Origin of the sequence: Bradyrhizobium sp. HKCCYLS3070 (genome assembly GCF_051167575.1) — a bacterium.
Lineage (GTDB): Bacteria > Pseudomonadota > Alphaproteobacteria > Rhizobiales > Xanthobacteraceae > Bradyrhizobium.
In genome coordinates this window covers 272,477-288,465 of sequence record NZ_JBNPTI010000002.1, presented here as the reverse complement: position 1 = coordinate 288,465, position 15,989 = coordinate 272,477, and the positions used below count along the sequence as shown (strand labels likewise).

The window sequence follows — 15,989 nt, the reverse complement described above, 5'->3', positions numbered from 1 at the left end:
GTCACCAGGCGGGTTGCAGCCTGATCTCCCGTGGCAGCTCGTTGCTCTTGGCCGGCAGCATGTACAGCCGGCCGAAGGTCAGCGCCGCCTTGAGCGGCAGCACGGCGCGCTTCAGCGTGCCCATGATGCCCCCCTGTGCCTTGGCATCGGCAATCGCCTCCGACACCTGGCGCAGCTGCTTCAAGCCGGCCCAGAAGCGCGGATTATCGATCTCCAGCATGACCGGGAAGACCTGACGCGAGATCTCCGAGGTGATCCGGAACACGCGCATGTCGTACTCGTCCACCGGCATGCCGAGCGCCTCGTAGAAGGCGGGGCGCATGTGGTCGCGGACATGCATCGTCGCGAACACCGCGAGCAGGAAGAACTTGATCCACAGCTTGTTGAGGCCGCTGAGCAGCTTCGGATCGGCGCGCATGAGAAGCGCGAACGCCTCGCCGTGCCGGAACTCGTCGTTGCACCACCGCTCGAACCACTTGAAGATCGGGTGGAACTGGCGCTCCGGATGCCGCTCCATCTGGCGATAGATGGTGATGTAGCGGGCGTAGCCGATCTTCTCGGACAGATAGGTCGCGTAGAAGATGAACTTCGGCTTGAAGTAGGTGTACTTCTTCGTCTTGGTGAGGAAGCTGAGGTCGACGCCGATGCCGTGATCCTTGAGGATCTCGTTGATGAAGCCGGCATGGCGCGCCTCGTCGCGGCTCATGAACTGGAACAGCTCGCGGATATCGGGATTGGTGATCCGCTTCTTGATCTCGGCATAGAGCACGCAGCCGGAGAACTCGGCGGTCAAGGACGACACCAGGAAGTCCTTGAACTCCATGCGAAGCGCCTCGGGCAGCTCGTTCAGATCCTTCTCGAATTCCGGCGTGCGCACGAAGTGCTTGCGGTTGTGGTCGGCGCGCAGCTCGGCCATGACCGCATCCCATTCGCGGCGCACCAGGTCGACGTTGAGCCGGTCCATCGCCGCAAAGTCGGTGGTGTAGAAGCGCGGCGTGAGGATCGTGTCCTCCAATGCCATCTTGGTGGAGATGTTGCCGCTTCCGCCTTCCATCGCGATCATCTGACCCTCCCGTCCGAAAAGCTGACGTCGTACAATTCCGTGAGCTCGAGATAGCCCGCGACATGCATCATCAGGCGCTTCAAGGGACCTGCCCGCACCACCGTGGCGGTGCGGCGCAGGTTGAGCTGCTCGCCGAACTTCACCACGATCGGCGCGCCCTGGATCAGCACTTCGTCGCCCGGACGAATGTTGACGTCGCGGTCGAGCGTGACATGGGCATGCAAGGTCTCGGAGGTCTGCTCGATCTCGATGCTGCAGCCGATGTCGAAGCGGCGCGGCCCGGCGGCCCATAATCCTCTCATCGCGGCTCTCCCATCGCCATCAATCCCGTGAACCGGCGCATGTTGTCGGCGCCGAACGGCGCGAGATCGATCCGCCGGCCGGTGGCGGGATCGTCCAGTGTCAGATGGCCGTCGGACCAGCGGTTGATCGTGAACGCCGGGCCCGATCCGATCGCGTGACGCTGGCGGTCGAAGGCCATGCTGCGCAGCACGGTGCGCAGGAAGCCATCGCCGCCGGCCTCGACCACGGTCACGAGCTTGCCGCTGTCGGGCGACACCACCGCAATGCCGCCATCGGCACGGTCCTCGAACCGCAGCGCCGTCGACTGCACCGCCGTGACGTGGTCGTTGCGCACCGTGCCGATACCCGTGACCCGGCCGACGCCGGCCGCGAGCAGGGCAAAGGCGACCAGCGCGAAGGCCGCGCGGAGCGCGCCCTTCGGAATGATGATCTCGGCTTCGGCATGGCTATCGGCGTTGCTCATCGCGCCCTCCTCCCGATCACGCCGCGCTGGCGACCGCCGCCGGCGGTGCGCCTTGCGACTGACCATTGGCTGTCGGCAGCGGCTGCGCGGCGACGGCGCCATCCGACGCCGCAACCAGCGCCTTGGCAAAAATCTCGGCGACGTTGCGGGCGTCCGGAACGCCGCGCAGCATCGGCTCGACCTCGTTCAGCCGCCACGGCCGCGCATGCGGCCACAGCAGCAGATACGACAGCCGCTGCAGCGCGGTGACGCCGAGCGGCAGATCGCCGGAGCCATCGGAGAACAGCTTCGCATCCGCCCGTGCCACCTGCTTGAACGGCACGTTCAGGGTCATCGGCAACACGGCGCCGAACTGCAGCAGTACGCGCCGGCTGGTAATGGTATAGCGCGTGGTGCGGCTGTAGAGCACCGCGAGCCCGGTGAGCAGCAGCGTCGCCAGTGCCACCGGCGTCACCAGCGACGAGGCGCCGACGACCGAGGCCGCGAGCGGCTGATGATCGAGCACGCCCGCCACAACGCGCGCGCCGAACAGCGCCGCGAAATAAGCCAGCACGAGGCGCAGGTGGAACACCCGCAGCAGCAGCGCCTTCACCGTGGGCTGTCCCTGCCAAAGCAGCCGCTCGCCCTCCGGCAGCATCAGCGTGTCCATCTCCCTGCGCGTACTCACAGCAGCGGCTCCTGCCGTGCAGCAGTCGCGTAGAGATGACCGCCGCCATAGTAGCCGACGATCTTGTCTTCCTCGAGCTTGGTGACCTGGTCGGGGTTGGCAAGGCCCGGCACGCTGGCGAATTGCGAGCCGAGGATGGCATCGACCAGCACCGCCTTACGCGACCTGTCGACGATGGCCATGGTCATCGGCAGCAGCACGTGACGTCCGACGATGCCGTCGACCTCGACCTCGAGGTATCGGATCAGCATCTCGGCGCGGTCGATCCAGACCTCCCGAACCTTGCCGCCGAGCCTGCCGTCGCAACCCAGCACTGGCATGCCGCGCGGATCCGGATCTTCGGAGGCGATGAAGATGCTGCCGTCGACGCGCAGCGGCACGATCGCAGGGATGTTGTCGATGGTCAGCTCCGGCTCGTCCTTGCGCGCGGCAAAGGAGCCCGGACCGACACCGTCGAGCATCGGATTGCCGGTCGGCAGGTAGGGCGTGCCCGGCCAGGGATACATCGGCGTCACCGGCGCATCGGCGCGGTCGTTGTCCCAGTTCGGCAGGGTCGCGGTGCGGCCGCCATGCATGTGGTAGGTCTTCGGGCTCGGCGGGGTCGGGAAGCCGTGACCGCTCGAGGCGGTCCGGCGGCCGACGCGGCCCTCGAACTGCAGCGGATAGCCTTCGCGCTTGTCCTCGGTGCGCAGGTAGAAGATCAGGGCTGCGAAGAACACCCAGAACCCGTAAAGCACCACCTGGGCGACATCGATGTAGCTCGTGAAAGACGTCTGCATGGTTTCCTCCCCGACCGGGCTAACCTGGAAATTCAGCGATTCCGAATTGTAGTTGCTGCGGCTCCGCCGCTCGCCGCCGCACCAGCGGTCCGATGACCGCAAGCGTGACGAACAGCAGCGCGATTTCGACGTGGTAGACGATGCTGTAGCCGGTCGCGGGACCGGCAAGGGCGACGCCGAGGCGGCCATCCAGCGCGAGCTGCGACATCACATCGCGAATGGCGCCGCCTCCGGCGATCGCGAGCCCCGCCGCCGTCGCCTGCACCGCGCCCCAGGCACCGAGCGCAAGCCCGCTCTCGCCGTTCTGCACCAGTGCCATCGCCGCCGTCAGCGTGCCCACGGCGAACAGCCCGCCGCCGAACCCGATCAGCGTGGTGCCGATCCGGAACAACAAGGGTGAGGCCAGCGGCGCCGAGAAGATGACAGCAGAGAAGGCGAACAGCCCGACCAGTCCGCCGACGGCGGCGATCCGATAGGGATCGGAGCCCTTGCCGAGGCGGCGCGCGGAGAGACCGAAGCCGGCCAGCGTGCCCGCGGCGAACAAGGCGGTCAGCGCCGTGGTCTCGCCGACGGTCAGATGCAGGATCTCAGCCCCGTAAGGCTCCAGCAGGATGTCCTGCATGGTGAAGCCGGCGGTGCCGAGCCCGACCGCGAGCAGCACGCGTGCCGAGCCACCCGCCTCCCGGAAGTGTCGCCAGGAGTCGCCGAAGCGCGGCCGCTCGCGGGCCGCCGACGTGCGCGACGGATCACGCGCCTCCTGCTTCCACAGCGCGATGACGTTGAGCACCATCTCGGTCAGCGCCGCGCCCTGGATCACCTGGATCAGCCGCATCTCGCTGAACTCGGCTAGCAGCCCACCGAAGGTCAGCGCGCTCGCCATCATGCCGAACATCAGCATCACGTAGAGAAAGGCGACGACGCGCGGACGCGAATGCTCCGGCGCGATGTCGGTCGCGAGTGACAGGCCTGCCGTCTGCGTGGTGTGCAACCCGGCGCCGACCAGCAGGAAGGCGAGCGCCGCACCGAGACGGCCGGCAATCACCTGGCCCGGCGCATCGGCCGACGACAGCAGCAGCAGCGCGAACGGCATGATCGCGAGGCCGCCGAACTGCAACAGGGTGCCCATCCAGATGTAGGGCACCCGGCGCCAGCCGAGTACCGAGCGGTGATGATCGGACCTGAAGCCGATCAGCACCCGCAGCGGTGCGAACACCAGCGGCAGCGCCACCATGGTCCCGACCAGCCAGGAGGGCACGCCGAGCTCCACGATCATGACGCGGTTGAGCGTGCCGTTGAGCAGCACCACCGATATGCCGATCGAGACCTGGAACAGCGACAGCCGCATCAGGCGCGACAGCGGCAGCTCGGTCGAGGCGGCATCCGCAAACGGCAGATAGCGCGACGACAGCCGCATCCACGCCTGCATGATCGATGGTGCGCGTGCGCTCATGCCGGGCGGAGCTCCAGCGCCTGCGAGATATAGAAGCCGTTGGCGATGCGGCGGCTGCGGGCGCAGCGCCAGTCGGCGAGATCGTGATGGTCGGCGATCAGGCGATACAGCTTCTGCTCGGCGACCGGCTCGATCGACGGCGCGCGGTTGCCGCGCGGGAACACGCCACCGACGGCATGCATGACGGCGAGCATCGGCGTGCGCGGCGCATAGGTCATCAGGATCGCGTCGGAGGTGCGAGCGGCCAGACCGGCGACAATCCGCACGGCATCCTCGGCGCGGTAGTGGATGAACGAGTCCATCGCGACGACGAAGTTGAAGCCGCCGTACCTGGGATCGAGCATGTCGCCGGCGACGAACTGAATGGCGTTGCGGCTGATGTCGTCGGGCAGCCGGCGCTGGGCGATCTCGATCAGGGTCGGCGAAATGTCGACGGCGACGACATCGGCGCCGCGACGGGCCGCCTCGATCGAGAAGCTGCCGGTGCCGCAGCCGGCGTCGAGAATGCGCGCGCCGCGCAGATCGAGCGGGAGCCATGACAGCAGCGTCCGCCGCATCTCGTCACGGCCGGCCCGCACCGTGGCGCGGATGCGGCCGACCGGCGCATCCGACGTCAGCCGTGTCCAGGCGGCGACCGCGGTGCGGTCGAAATAGGTCTCCACTTCACTGCGGCGGGCGAGATATTGCGCTGAGGTCATCGGCTGGCTCCACTCAATCAAAGCCAAGGAGATCGAAGATGTCGCGGTCCTTCAGCGGCACCGCCTGCATCGGCTCGCTGCCGGCCAGCAGCGAGGCCGCCAGGCGCAGATATTCGTTCTGGGCACGGTGGACGTCCGGCGAGGGCTCCATCTCGAACAGCGTGCACTTCTTCAGCCGGCTCTTCCGAATCACGTCGAGATCGGGAAAATGCGCCACCGTCTTCAGGCCGGCCCGCTCGTTGAACTTGTCGATCTGGTCCGTCGCTGCGCTACGGTTGGCGATCACGCCGCCGAGCCGCACCGGATAGTTGCGCGACTTGGCCTGGATCGCGGCGACGATGCGGTTCATCGCGAAGATCGAGTCGAAGTCGTTCGCAGCCACGATCAGCGCACGGTCGGCGTGCTGCAAGGGCGCTGCGAAGCCGCCGCAGACGACGTCGCCGAGCACGTCGAAGATCACGACGTCGGTGTCTTCGAGCAGATGGTGTTCCTTGAGCAGCTTGACGGTCTGGCCGACGACGTAGCCGCCGCAGCCGGTGCCGGCCGGCGGCCCGCCCGCCTCGACGCACATCACGCCGTTATAACCCTGGTAGACGAAGTCCTCCGGGCGCAGCTCCTCGGCGTGGAAATTGACCTGCTCGAGAATGTCGATGACCGTCGGTACCAGCCGCTTGGTCAAGGTGAAGGTGGAGTCGTGCTTGGGATCGCAGCCGATCTGCAGCACGCGCTTGCCGAGCTTGGACAGCGCGACCGAGAGGTTCGACGACGTCGTGCTCTTGCCGATGCCGCCCTTGCCATACACCGAGAACACCTTCGCGGTGTCGATGACGACGTTCGGATCGAGCTGCACCTGGACGCTGCCGGCCCCATCGGGGCGCCGCGGCGCCGTTGTCAGCGGCGGTCGTAATGTCACGTTCATGCGGCAACTCCCACGCCTTCGAGGCGATCTTCGAGCTCTTCCCCGGCCTTGCGCAGCACGTCGAGCATGTCAGGGTCCGGGGTCCAGTAGTTGCGCTCATGCGCCTCGATCAGTCGGTTGGCGATCTTCGCGGACGCGGCCGGATTGAGCGAGGCAAGCCGCTCGCGCATCGCGGGGTCGAGCACGAAGGTCGTCGTGATCTGCTGATAGACCCAGGGCGCGACCTGGCCCGTGGTGGCCGACCAGCCGACCGTGTTGGTCACGTGCGACTCGATCTGGCGCACGCCCTCATAGCCGTGGGCGAGCAGCGCCTCGTACCATTTCGGATTGAGCGTGCGGGTGCGGGTCTCCAGCGCCACCTGCTCCGACAGCGTGCGCACCGTGCCTTCGCCGCGGGTCTGGTCGCCGATATAGACCGGCGCCGCCTCGCCCTTGGCGCGCTTCACCGCGCGGCTGATGCCGCCGAGCGTATCGAAATAATGGTCGATGGTGGTGACGCCGAGCTCGACCGAGTCGACGTTCTGATAGGCCGCATCGACGCCGGCCAGCACATGGCCGAGCAACGCGTCGCGCCGGACAGGGCGTCCGTCGGTGCCGTAGGCAAAGCCCTTGCGCCGTGTGTAGACGTCGGCGAGTTCGTCCTCATCGGTCCAGGCGCCGCAATCGATCAGATGATTGACGTTGGCGCCATAGGCACCCTCGGCATTGCCGAACACACGCAGCGACGCATCCGCCAGCTCGCCGCCATGCGCGGCCTGGAACGCGACCGCGTGCTTGCGCACGTAATTCATGTCGGCCGGCTCGTCGGCGGACGCCGCAAGCAGCGCTGCTTCGGCGAGCAACTTGGTCTGCAACGGCATCAGGTCGCGGAAGATGCCCGAGAGAGTGATGACGACATCGATGCGCGGGCGGCCCAACTGCTCCAGCGGGATCAGCTTCGCGCCGCAGAGGCGGCCATAGCTGTCATGGCGTGGCTCGGCGCCCATCAGCCACAGCGCCTGCGCGATCGGCCCGCCCTCGGTCTTGAGATTGTCGGTGCCCCACAGCACCAGCGCGATTGTCTCGGGCAGCTTGTGGCCTTCACCTGCATGGCGGGCGAGCAGCCGCGCGACCTGGCGCTCGGCATCCTTGAGCGCGAAGGCGCTGGGAATGCGGAAGGGATCGAAGCCATGGAGATTGCGGCCGGTGGGCAGCACGTCGGTGTTGCGCAGCAGATCGCCGCCGGGCACGGGGCGGATGTAGCCGCCGTCGAGCGCGTGCAGGATCGCGGGCGTCTCGCCGTCGGTGGCGAGCATCCTGTCGAGCTCGGCACGCTTGGCCGGATCGGCGATGCCGGCGAGGTCGAGCAGCTCGGTCCGCTGCCCCTCGGGCGGCGGCGCGCCGACGACATGCAGGCCATGCGGGATCAGCGAGTATTCCAGCTCCAGCACGCTCGCGGACAGCGCGCCGATGCTGGCATCGCGCTCGTCACCCCACAGCGGCTCGGCCGCGGCAAGATCGACCGCCGCCGCCTGCGCCTGGATCAGCGCCGCGCTGTCGCCCCTCACCTGCTCGGTCGCGTCCGGCGACAGATTGCGCCAGGCGTCGAGCGAGGATTTCAGATCGGCGAGCCCCTTGTAGAGGCCGGCGCGCGTGATCGAGGGCGTGAGATAACTGATCAGGGTGGCACCGCCGCGCCGCTTGGCGAGCGCGCCCTCGGACGGGTTGTTGGACGCGTAGATGTAGAAGTTCGGCAGGTCGCCGATCAGACGCTCCGGCCAGCATTCCGCGGACAGCCCGGCCTGCTTGCCCGGCATGAATTCGAGCGCGCCATGGGTGCCGAAATGCAGCACGGCGTGGGCAAGGAAATCCTCGCGCAGCCAGCGATAGAACGCCGCAAACGCATGCGTCGGCGCAAAGCTGCGCTCGAACAGCAGCCGCATCGGATCGCCTTCGTAGCCGAACGCCGGCTGCAGGCCGACGAACAGATTGCCGAACTGCTCGCCCAGCACGAGGAGGCTGGCGCCATCGGTCTGGTGACGGCCGGGCGCCGGCCCCCACTGCTTCTCGATCTCGGCGAGGTGGCGCTCGCGCCGGACATGCTGATCCACCGGGATGCGCGCCGCGACGTTGGCGGCGGTGCCGAAGCGCTCGGCGTTGCCCTTGAGCACACGCGCACGCAGCGCGTCCACGGTGTCGGGGACGTCGATCGTGTAGCCCGCCGCGCGCAGCGATGTCATTACATTGTGCAGCGACTCGAACACCGAGAGATAGGCGGCGGTGCCGGCGCTGCCGCCGTTCGGCGGGAAGTTGAACAACACCACGCCGAGCTTCCGCTCGGCGCGCGCGGAGCGGCGCAGCTCGACGAGCCTGGCCACACGCGCGGCGAGTTGCGCCGCGCGCTCCGGCAGCGAGGCCATGTCGCGGCCGGCATCGGCCATCGCCGAGCGGCCGCCGAACACGGTCGGGCCGACGGCGCCGTCGAGCTCGGGAATCGCGACCATCATCGTCGCTTCAACCGGCGTCAGCCCGCGCGCGTCATCGCGCCACTGCTCGACGGTCTGGAATTCGAGCGGATGCGCCGCGATCAGCGGCACGTCGAGGCCGGCCATCACCTCTTCCGCGGCGCGCGCGTCATTGTAGGCGGGGCCGCCGACCAGCGAGAAACCGGTGAGCGAGATCACGGCATCGACGGTGGCAACGCCGTCCTTCTGGAAATAGCGCTCGATCGCCGGGCGCGAGTCCAGCCCGCAGGCGAACACCGGAATGACCGCAAGCCCGCGCGCCTCCAGCGCTGCGATCACGCCGTCATAATGCGCGGTGTTGGCGGCGAGCAGATAGGAGCGCATCAAGATCACGCCGACGCGGCCGGCCGGCTTCGCCAGGGCCGGCAACTGGTCGGCGCGCTCGATGATCCGCGGCGACAGCCGCGGATGATAGAGGCCGACATCCGGATAGGTCACCGGCTCGGCCGCGTTGGTCTCGCCACGCAGCGCGGCGCGCGGGCCGTCGGCGTAGCGGCCGACCAGGAAGCGCACCATGTTCGCAAAGTTCTGCTCGGAGCCGGCGAGCCAATATTGCAGCGTGAGGAAGTAGGCGCGCAGGTCCTGCGCGGTGCCGGGGATGTAGCGCAACAGACGCGGCATCCGCTGCAGCATCTTCATCTGGCCCTGGCCGCTGGAATTGCCGGAACGGTTGCTGCCGCGCAGCCGCTTCAACAGGCCGAGCACGCCGGTGGCCGAGCCCGACATCGTCAGCTTGCCGAGCCGCGTCAGCCGCACCACCTCACCGGCCGACAGGCAGCCGATCATCGCGTCGCAATGATCGCGCCGCGCCTGCAGCGCAGGCAGCACCGGCTGGATGTGGTCCTCCATGAACAGCATCGTGGCGACGACGATGTCGCCGGTGGCGATGTCGGCGAGGCAATGTTCGAGCGCGGTCGGATTGCAGCCCCACTCGTCGGCCGCATGCACCTTCAGATCGAGCCCGGGCAGCTCCGCCTGCAACGCCGTGCGCGCGCGCACGGCAGCCGAGGCGAGATGGCTGTCCATCGTCACGATCACCACCCGGATGGGTGTGACGTCAGCGACCGAAATGCGCTTTGGCATCGTACAAGGTCTCGAGCGTGATCAGGTTGACGTTGCGCTCGCGCGCGAATCGTTCGGTGTTGCGGCGGGCCTTGCCGCGCACGAAGAAGGGGATCTTGGTCAGTTCGCGCTCGGCGTCGGACGCCCAGGCAAGCTCGGTGGTGACGTTGGTTTCGACGACGCGCAGCTGCGGCTGCTGCGGCGGCGCGGCCGGTGCTGCGCCGAGATGCGACGGCGCGTGATCGGCGAATTCATGGTCCTCGCGGAACATGCCGAGCAGATGCTCCTCCAGGCCCATCATCAAAGGATGCACCCAGGTGTCGAACAGCACGTTGGCGCCTTCGAACCCCATCTGCGGCGAGTAGCGCGCGGGGAAGTCCTGCACATGGCTCGGCGCCGAGATCACGGCGCAGGGAATGCCGAGCCGCTTGGCGATGTGGCGCTCCATCTGCGTGCCGAGCACGAGCTCGGGGCGCAGCTCGCCGACGCGGGCCTCGACCTCCAGGTAATCATCCGTGATCAGCGGCTCCACGCCGTAGATCGCGGCGGCTTCGCGGATCTCGCGGGCGAACTCGCGGGCATAGGTGCCGAGGCCGACGACCTCGAAGCCGAGCTCCTGCGTCGCGACGCGCGCCGCGGCGACCGCATGGGTCGCGTCGCCGAAGATGAAGACACGCTTGCCGGTGAGATAGGTCGAATCGACCGAGCGCGAGTACCACGGCAGCCGGCTCTCGCTGCGCGCCAGCACCGGCGCGGCATCGACGCCGGCGAGGCCTGCGACCTCCGCAATGAAGTCGCGCGTCGCGCCGACGCCGATCGGGATCGTGCGCGTGAAAGGCTGGCCGAACTGGCGATTGAGCCATTGCGCCGTCGTCAGCGCGATCTCGGGATACAGCACGATGTTGAAATCGGCGCCGGGAAGGCGGGCGAGATCGGCCGGCGTCGCGTTCCACGGCGCGACGACGTTGATCTCGATGCCGAGCTCCACAACCTGCCTGGTCACTTCCGCGAGGTCGTCGCGGTGACGGAAGCCGAGAGCCGTCGGACCAAGCAGGTTGCAGACTGGACGGGCGCCTGTCTTCCTTTCACGGCGGGGGGAGCCATCTGCGGAAGACGCAGCCAACGCCCGTACAATCCGGTAGAGCGTTTCCGAGGCGCCCCAATTCTCCTTGCGCTGATAGGCCGGCAGCTCGAGCGGGATCACCGGAATGGGAAGCTTCAAGGCCTGCGCGAGCCCGCCGGGATCATCCTGGATCAGCTCGGCCGTGCAGGACGCGCCGACCAGCATCGCCTGCGGCTGGAAGCGCTCGTAAGCGGCGCGCACCGCGCTCTGAAGCAGATCCGCAGTGTCGCCGCCGAGATCGCGCGCCTGGAACGTGGTGTAGGTGACCGGCGGGCGGCGGTCGCGGCGCTCGATCATCGTGAACAGGAGATCGGCGTAGGTGTCGCCCTGCGGCGCGTGCAGCACGTAGTGCACGTCGCGCATCGCGGTCGCGATGCGCATCGCGCCAATGTGCGGAGGTCCTTCATAGGTCCAGACCGACAGCTGCATCTCACACCGCCAGTCTGGTTTGACGCAGCAAGGGCCGCGCGAACAGCTCGGCGAGATCGCCGGCCTGCTCAAAACCCTGAATCGGCGTGAAGATCAGCTCGATCGACCATTTGGTCGTGAGACCCTCGGCCTCCAGCGGATTGGCGAGGCCGAGCCCGCACACGACGAAATCGGGCCGCGCGGCGCGGCAACGGTCGAGCTGGCGCTCGACGTCCTGGCCTTCGCTGAGCAGGACGCCCTGGGGCAGGAGGTTCAGCTCGAAGGCGAGATGATCGCGGTGCAGATAGGGCGTGCCGACCTCGACCAGCTCCATGCCGATCTCGCGCGCCAGGAAACGCGCCAGCGGGATCTCGATCTGGGAGTCCGGAAACAGGAAGACGCGCTTGCCGGCGAGCTGCGCGCGGTAGCGCGCCAGCGCGCGCTCGGCCCGCGCCTTCAGCGGCGCGAGGGTCCGCTCGACATGGGGGCGAGAGACACCGAAGGCGTCGGCGGCGGCTGCGAGCCACAGCGCGGTGCCTTCGCCGCCGAGCGGAAATGGCGCAGCGATGCGGCGGCAACCGCGCTCCTCGAGCGCACGTGCGGTGTCGCCGAGGAAGGGCTGCGCCAGCAGCACGCGCGTCTCGGGGCCGATCGCGGGCAGCTCCGAGGAGCGGCGCGGCGGCAGGAAGGAGACCTGGTCGACGCCGATTGCCGCCAAGGTCCGCCTGAACTGGTCCTCGACGACATCGGCGAGCGCGCCGACCACCAGCAGCGATGGCCGCGCAGCCCGATCGGCTGCGGGGAGCACCGGCACCAGCGACGCGAGGCAGGCATCCTCGCCTTGCGTGAACGTCGTCTCGATGCCGCTGCCGGAGTAGTTGAGCACGCGCACATCAGGTGAGAAGCGCTGCGACAGCCGCAGCGCCGCGCGTGACAGGTCGAGCTTGATCACTTCCGACGGGCAGGAGCCGACCAGAAACAGCAGCTTGATCTCGGGCCGACGCGCCAGCAGCTGTGCGACGATGCGGTCGAGCTCGTCATTGGCGTCGACGAGGCCGGCGAGATCGCGCTCCTCCATGATGGCGGTGGCGAAGCGCGGCTCGGCGAAGATCATGACGCCGGCGGCCGACTGGATCAGATGCGCGCAGGTGCGCGAGCCGACGACGAGGAAGAACGCGTCCTGGATCTTCCTATGCAGCCAGACGATGCCGGTGAGGCCGCAGAACACCTCGCGCTGTCCGCGCTCGCGCAGCACGCCATCCGGTGACGATGCAGCTGAAACGGTGCAGGCTTGCGCGTGAATGGTCATGACGCGCGCTCCACGCTGGTGACGGCGGCCGGCGCCATCGCCTCGCCCTGCAGCCGAGCCGCGCGCAGCTTGAGCAGGAATTGCGCGGCGTTGATCGCGTAGGCGGCGTAGGCGGCGAGCACGAGCAGCATCTGCTGCTGGGCGCTGCCGATATGACCGATGATCGCGGCCAGATAGGCCGTATGCAGCGCGATCACCAGCATCGAGAACACGTCCTCCCAGAAGAAGGCCGGTGCGAACAGATAACGCCCGAACACGACCCGCTCCCAGATCGAGCCGGTGATCATGATGGTGTAGAGCAGCGCTGTTTTCAGAACGACCGAGGCGGTCGCTAGCCAGAGTCCCTCGCCGGTCGCGAGATAGCGCGCCACGAGTCCGAGGCTGATCAGGAAGACGAGAAATTGCAGCGGCGCCAGAATGCCCTGCACCAGGGTCCATGGCGTGGCGTCGCGCCGGCGCCTTTCCTCAGGCGTGTAAAGCGCTTGCCGCTTTGCACGCGGCGCCGGTTCAGGGGTGAAGCAGAGCTGGCTCCAGAGCGACGGATCGGTGGCGGATGTGAACTGGGCGTCACACCGTGTGTAAAGATGATTTGACAACATCGGTGCCCAGTGATGCGATGACGACAACCACAGGGGGATTTGTGGTGCATCGCACTCGGTCTGATCAGCGCTACGTTGTGCAGTTCGCAGGTGGCGCATCGCAAATCCCCGAGTGCGAGCCCGATGGGGAAACGCTAGACCTGGGCAGGAAGAGTGTCAATCAAAATTGACGTCAAATAATATTGACGCAACGAGTGACGTGCGCTCATATGGAGGGGAGGCGCTTATGACCGAGCTCAATGAGACAGCCCGATTTCCGCGAGCCCGCTTTCGGACGAAGCGTGGGCAGCCCGGCTTTCATGCGCCTGCATCGCCGCGCATCATCGCGCCGCTGCGCAACACACGTCACCCCCAACTCAACGACGCGATCGAAGCCGAGATCATTCCGCGGCTCGTGATGGCCCATGCCTCCGCGCTCGAACGCGTCCCGGCAATCATCACGGCCTCGGCGCAGGAGGCGGCCGATTTCGCCGAACTCGTGCTGGATGCGGACGATGTTGGCGCGGTGGCCTGCATCCAGGCGCATCGCGATCACGGCGAGACCCTGGAACGCATCTATCTCGATCTCCTGGTCCCCACCGCGAACCATCTGCGCCATCTGTGGGCCGACGACGAGCGCGACTTCGCCGACGTCACGCTCGCGCTGTGGCGGCTGCAGCAGCTGCTGCGGCATTTCAGCTCGGCCTTCTGCGCCGAGCTCTCGGTCGCGCCCGCGGGGCTGCGCGTGCTGCTGACCACGGCGCCGGGCGACAGGCGCGAGCTGGGCCACATGATGTTCGGTCTCGTGCTGGCCGGCGAGTTCTTCCGTCGCGACGGCTTCGAGACCTGGATCGAGCCGGACACGGCCGATCGCGGCTTCGTCGAGACGCTTCGCTCGCAGTGGTTCAACGTCGTCGAGTTCTTCGCCAACAGCGACAAGAAGCTTGACGATCTTGCCTCGAACATAAGGATGGTCCGGCGCGAGTCCTCCAACCAGGATGTCGGCGTGCTGGTCTGCGGTCCTGCTTTTATTGAACGGCCTGAACTCGTTCTCCTGGTCGGCGGCGACGGTGTCGTCTCCGATCCGAGCAGAGAGGCTTCGCAAGCCCGGCACGTCGTGAGTCTTCTGACCGAACGGCGATAGCTGAGGGTGCAGTGAAGATGAATGCTGGAACGAGACTTGCCGCGCGAAGGCTCCTTGACTGGGAGGACAACGGCGTTGGTGAGGGCGTTCAGAGCTCCGAAAGAGTCGCTTGGCGACCTCAATGCGGATGTTGCGGGCATGCTGGTGGCCGCAGCGTCCGACATTGCGCTCGCGCTCGACGCCGACGGCAACATTCAGGACCTGGCTTTTCAACAAGCCGGCCTGCCGCTTGAATTGAGAAACACAGACGCGTGGATCGGCCGATCCTGGCAAGCAACAGTGTCCGAGGAAAGCCAGACCAAGCCAGAGCTGCTGCTCGCCGAAGCCTCCCAGCGCAAGGTGTCGCGCTGGCGCGAGGTGCGTTATCCGGCCGCGCGCGGACCGGACATCCCGATCCTGTTCGCGGTGGTGGCGATCAAGGGCGCGGCGCGCTTCATCGCGGTCGGCCGCGACGTGCGCGCCACCGCCGCGCTCCAGCAGAAGCTGATCGAGGCGCAAGTTGCCATCGAGCGCGACTACTCGCGCATGCGCAACGCCGAATCGCGCTACCGGATCCTGTTTCAGATCACGGCCGAGCCGGTGCTGATCGTCGACGCGGTGAGCCATCGCATCGTCGAGGCCAATCCGGCCGCGGCCGCCCTGCTCGACCATGGCGCCGCCAATCTGATCGGCAAGCTGTTTCCCGACGTGCTGCTGCTCGACGACATGGCGATGTCGCAATCCCTGTCGCTGGCGATCCGCTCGCAGGGCAAGATCGAACGCGCCAAGATCCGGCTCGACGGTGGCCGCGACTATCTGCTCGACGGCACCTTCTTCCGGCAGGACAACTCGTCGCTGTTCCTGCTGCGGTTCTCGCCGCAGACGTCGCAGCCTGCGCTCCCCAGGACGTCCGACGTCAACACCCAGCTCGTGCAGTTCGTCGAAACGGCGCCCGACGGCTTCGTCATCACCGACGTGGACGGCCGCCTGCTGCACGCCAACGCCACCTTCCTCCAGCTTGCCCAGATCGAGAACATGCACCAGATCATGGGCGAGACGATCGACCGCTGGATCGGCAAGTCGGCGATCGATTTCTCGGTTATGCTGACCAATCTGCGCCAGCATGGCAGCGTGAAGCTGTTCTCCAGCGTCGTCCGCGGCGAGCACGGCTCGCCGGTCGACGTCGAGATCTCCGCCAGCACGGTCGGGGCGCCCGGCCAGGCCCGGCTCGGCTTCACCATCCGCAACGTCGGCCCGCGCATCTCCGGCGACGGCGGCGACCACGGCTATATTCCGCGCTCCCGCGAGCAGCTCGCCGAGCTCATCGGTCGCGTGCCGCTCAAGGAGCTGGTGCGCGAGACCACCGACGTGATCGAGCGGATGTGCATCGAGACCGCGCTCAAGCTGACCGGCGACAACCGCGCCACCGCCGCCGAGATGCTCGGCCTCAGCCGACAGAGCCTCTACGTCAAGCTGCGGCGCTATGGCCTGGCCGAGCCGAGCGAAGAAGACAGCCAGTTGGAATAGGGGGAACAGTTGC

Annotated in this window: 14 protein-coding genes; 2 read left to right on the top strand and 12 right to left on the bottom strand. The window is 67.3% G+C overall.

All coding sequences use genetic code 11. The features are described from left to right. Window position 1: 1 nt before the first annotated feature. From acsF to bchF, 12 genes are read right to left on the bottom strand one after another with little or no spacing between them, the layout of a single operon-like run. On the bottom strand, window positions 2–1,063 hold the full coding sequence (gene acsF / locus ACQR03_RS10065) for a magnesium-protoporphyrin IX monomethyl ester (oxidative) cyclase (RefSeq protein WP_316172512.1): 1,062 nt from the start codon (window positions 1,061–1,063) through the stop codon (window positions 2–4). Then, window positions 1,060–1,365 carry a hypothetical protein gene (locus ACQR03_RS10060; RefSeq protein WP_315714327.1) on the bottom strand — a complete coding sequence of 102 codons (306 nt, stop codon included), beginning with the start codon at window positions 1,363–1,365 and terminating at the stop codon, window positions 1,060–1,062. The genes acsF and ACQR03_RS10060 overlap by 4 nt, the downstream gene beginning before the upstream one ends. Then, the gene (puhC, locus tag ACQR03_RS10055; RefSeq protein ID WP_316172513.1) at window positions 1,362–1,829 is read right to left on the bottom strand and encodes a photosynthetic complex assembly protein PuhC; all 468 of its coding nucleotides are present in this window, start codon (window positions 1,827–1,829) and stop codon (window positions 1,362–1,364) included. Before puhC ends, ACQR03_RS10060 begins: the two co-directional genes overlap by 4 nt. Window positions 1,830–1,845: 16 nt before the next feature. Continuing rightward, window positions 1,846–2,496 carry a photosynthetic complex putative assembly protein PuhB gene (puhB, locus tag ACQR03_RS10050; RefSeq protein ID WP_316172514.1) on the bottom strand — a complete coding sequence of 217 codons (651 nt, stop codon included), beginning with the start codon at window positions 2,494–2,496 and terminating at the stop codon, window positions 1,846–1,848. Beyond that, window positions 2,493–3,275 (bottom strand): photosynthetic reaction center subunit H, encoded by a 783-nt coding sequence (gene puhA, locus ACQR03_RS10045; RefSeq protein ID WP_316172515.1) that lies wholly within the window; start codon window positions 3,273–3,275, stop codon window positions 2,493–2,495. The genes puhB and puhA overlap by 4 nt, the downstream gene beginning before the upstream one ends. A 19-nt stretch (window positions 3,276–3,294) precedes the next feature. Then, the gene (locus ACQR03_RS10040) at window positions 3,295–4,725 is read right to left on the bottom strand and encodes a BCD family MFS transporter (protein WP_316172516.1); all 1,431 of its coding nucleotides are present in this window, start codon (window positions 4,723–4,725) and stop codon (window positions 3,295–3,297) included. Further along, window positions 4,722–5,423, bottom strand: coding sequence for a magnesium protoporphyrin IX methyltransferase (gene bchM, locus ACQR03_RS10035; protein ID WP_316172517.1), 702 nt, complete (start codon window positions 5,421–5,423; stop codon window positions 4,722–4,724). Before bchM ends, ACQR03_RS10040 begins: the two co-directional genes overlap by 4 nt. Before the next feature lie 13 nt (window positions 5,424–5,436). Beyond that, window positions 5,437–6,342, bottom strand: a complete 906-nt coding sequence (gene bchL, locus ACQR03_RS10030) for a ferredoxin:protochlorophyllide reductase (ATP-dependent) iron-sulfur ATP-binding protein (RefSeq protein WP_316172518.1) — start codon at window positions 6,340–6,342, stop codon at window positions 5,437–5,439. Further along, window positions 6,339–9,929 carry a magnesium chelatase subunit H gene (locus tag ACQR03_RS10025; RefSeq protein ID WP_434841327.1) on the bottom strand — a complete coding sequence of 1,197 codons (3,591 nt, stop codon included), beginning with the start codon at window positions 9,927–9,929 and terminating at the stop codon, window positions 6,339–6,341. The genes bchL and ACQR03_RS10025 overlap by 4 nt, the downstream gene beginning before the upstream one ends. Continuing rightward, window positions 9,904–11,460: a ferredoxin:protochlorophyllide reductase (ATP-dependent) subunit B gene (gene bchB, locus ACQR03_RS10020; RefSeq protein WP_434841328.1), complete on the bottom strand. Its 1,557-nt coding sequence runs from the start codon at window positions 11,458–11,460 to the stop codon at window positions 9,904–9,906. The genes ACQR03_RS10025 and bchB overlap by 26 nt, the downstream gene beginning before the upstream one ends. 1 nt (window position 11,461) lies before the next feature. Next, complete coding sequence (locus tag ACQR03_RS10015) at window positions 11,462–12,748, bottom strand: ferredoxin:protochlorophyllide reductase (ATP-dependent) subunit N (RefSeq protein WP_434841329.1); 1,287 nt, start codon at window positions 12,746–12,748, stop codon at window positions 11,462–11,464. Next, window positions 12,745–13,344 carry a 2-vinyl bacteriochlorophyllide hydratase gene (gene bchF, locus ACQR03_RS10010; protein ID WP_434841330.1) on the bottom strand — a complete coding sequence of 200 codons (600 nt, stop codon included), beginning with the start codon at window positions 13,342–13,344 and terminating at the stop codon, window positions 12,745–12,747. The genes ACQR03_RS10015 and bchF overlap by 4 nt, the downstream gene beginning before the upstream one ends. Window positions 13,345–13,573: 229 nt before the next feature. Here bchF and ACQR03_RS10005 point away from each other — a divergent pair, with 229 nt between their 5' ends. Together ACQR03_RS10005 and ppsR are read left to right on the top strand one after the other, a co-directional pair. Beyond that, window positions 13,574–14,470, top strand: a complete 897-nt coding sequence (locus tag ACQR03_RS10005) for a cobalamin B12-binding domain-containing protein (protein ID WP_315750179.1) — start codon at window positions 13,574–13,576, stop codon at window positions 14,468–14,470. Between the two features lie 21 nt (window positions 14,471–14,491). Then, window positions 14,492–15,976, top strand: coding sequence for a transcriptional regulator PpsR (ppsR, locus tag ACQR03_RS10000; RefSeq protein WP_434848906.1), 1,485 nt, complete (start codon window positions 14,492–14,494; stop codon window positions 15,974–15,976). Window positions 15,977–15,989 lie beyond the last annotated feature (13 nt).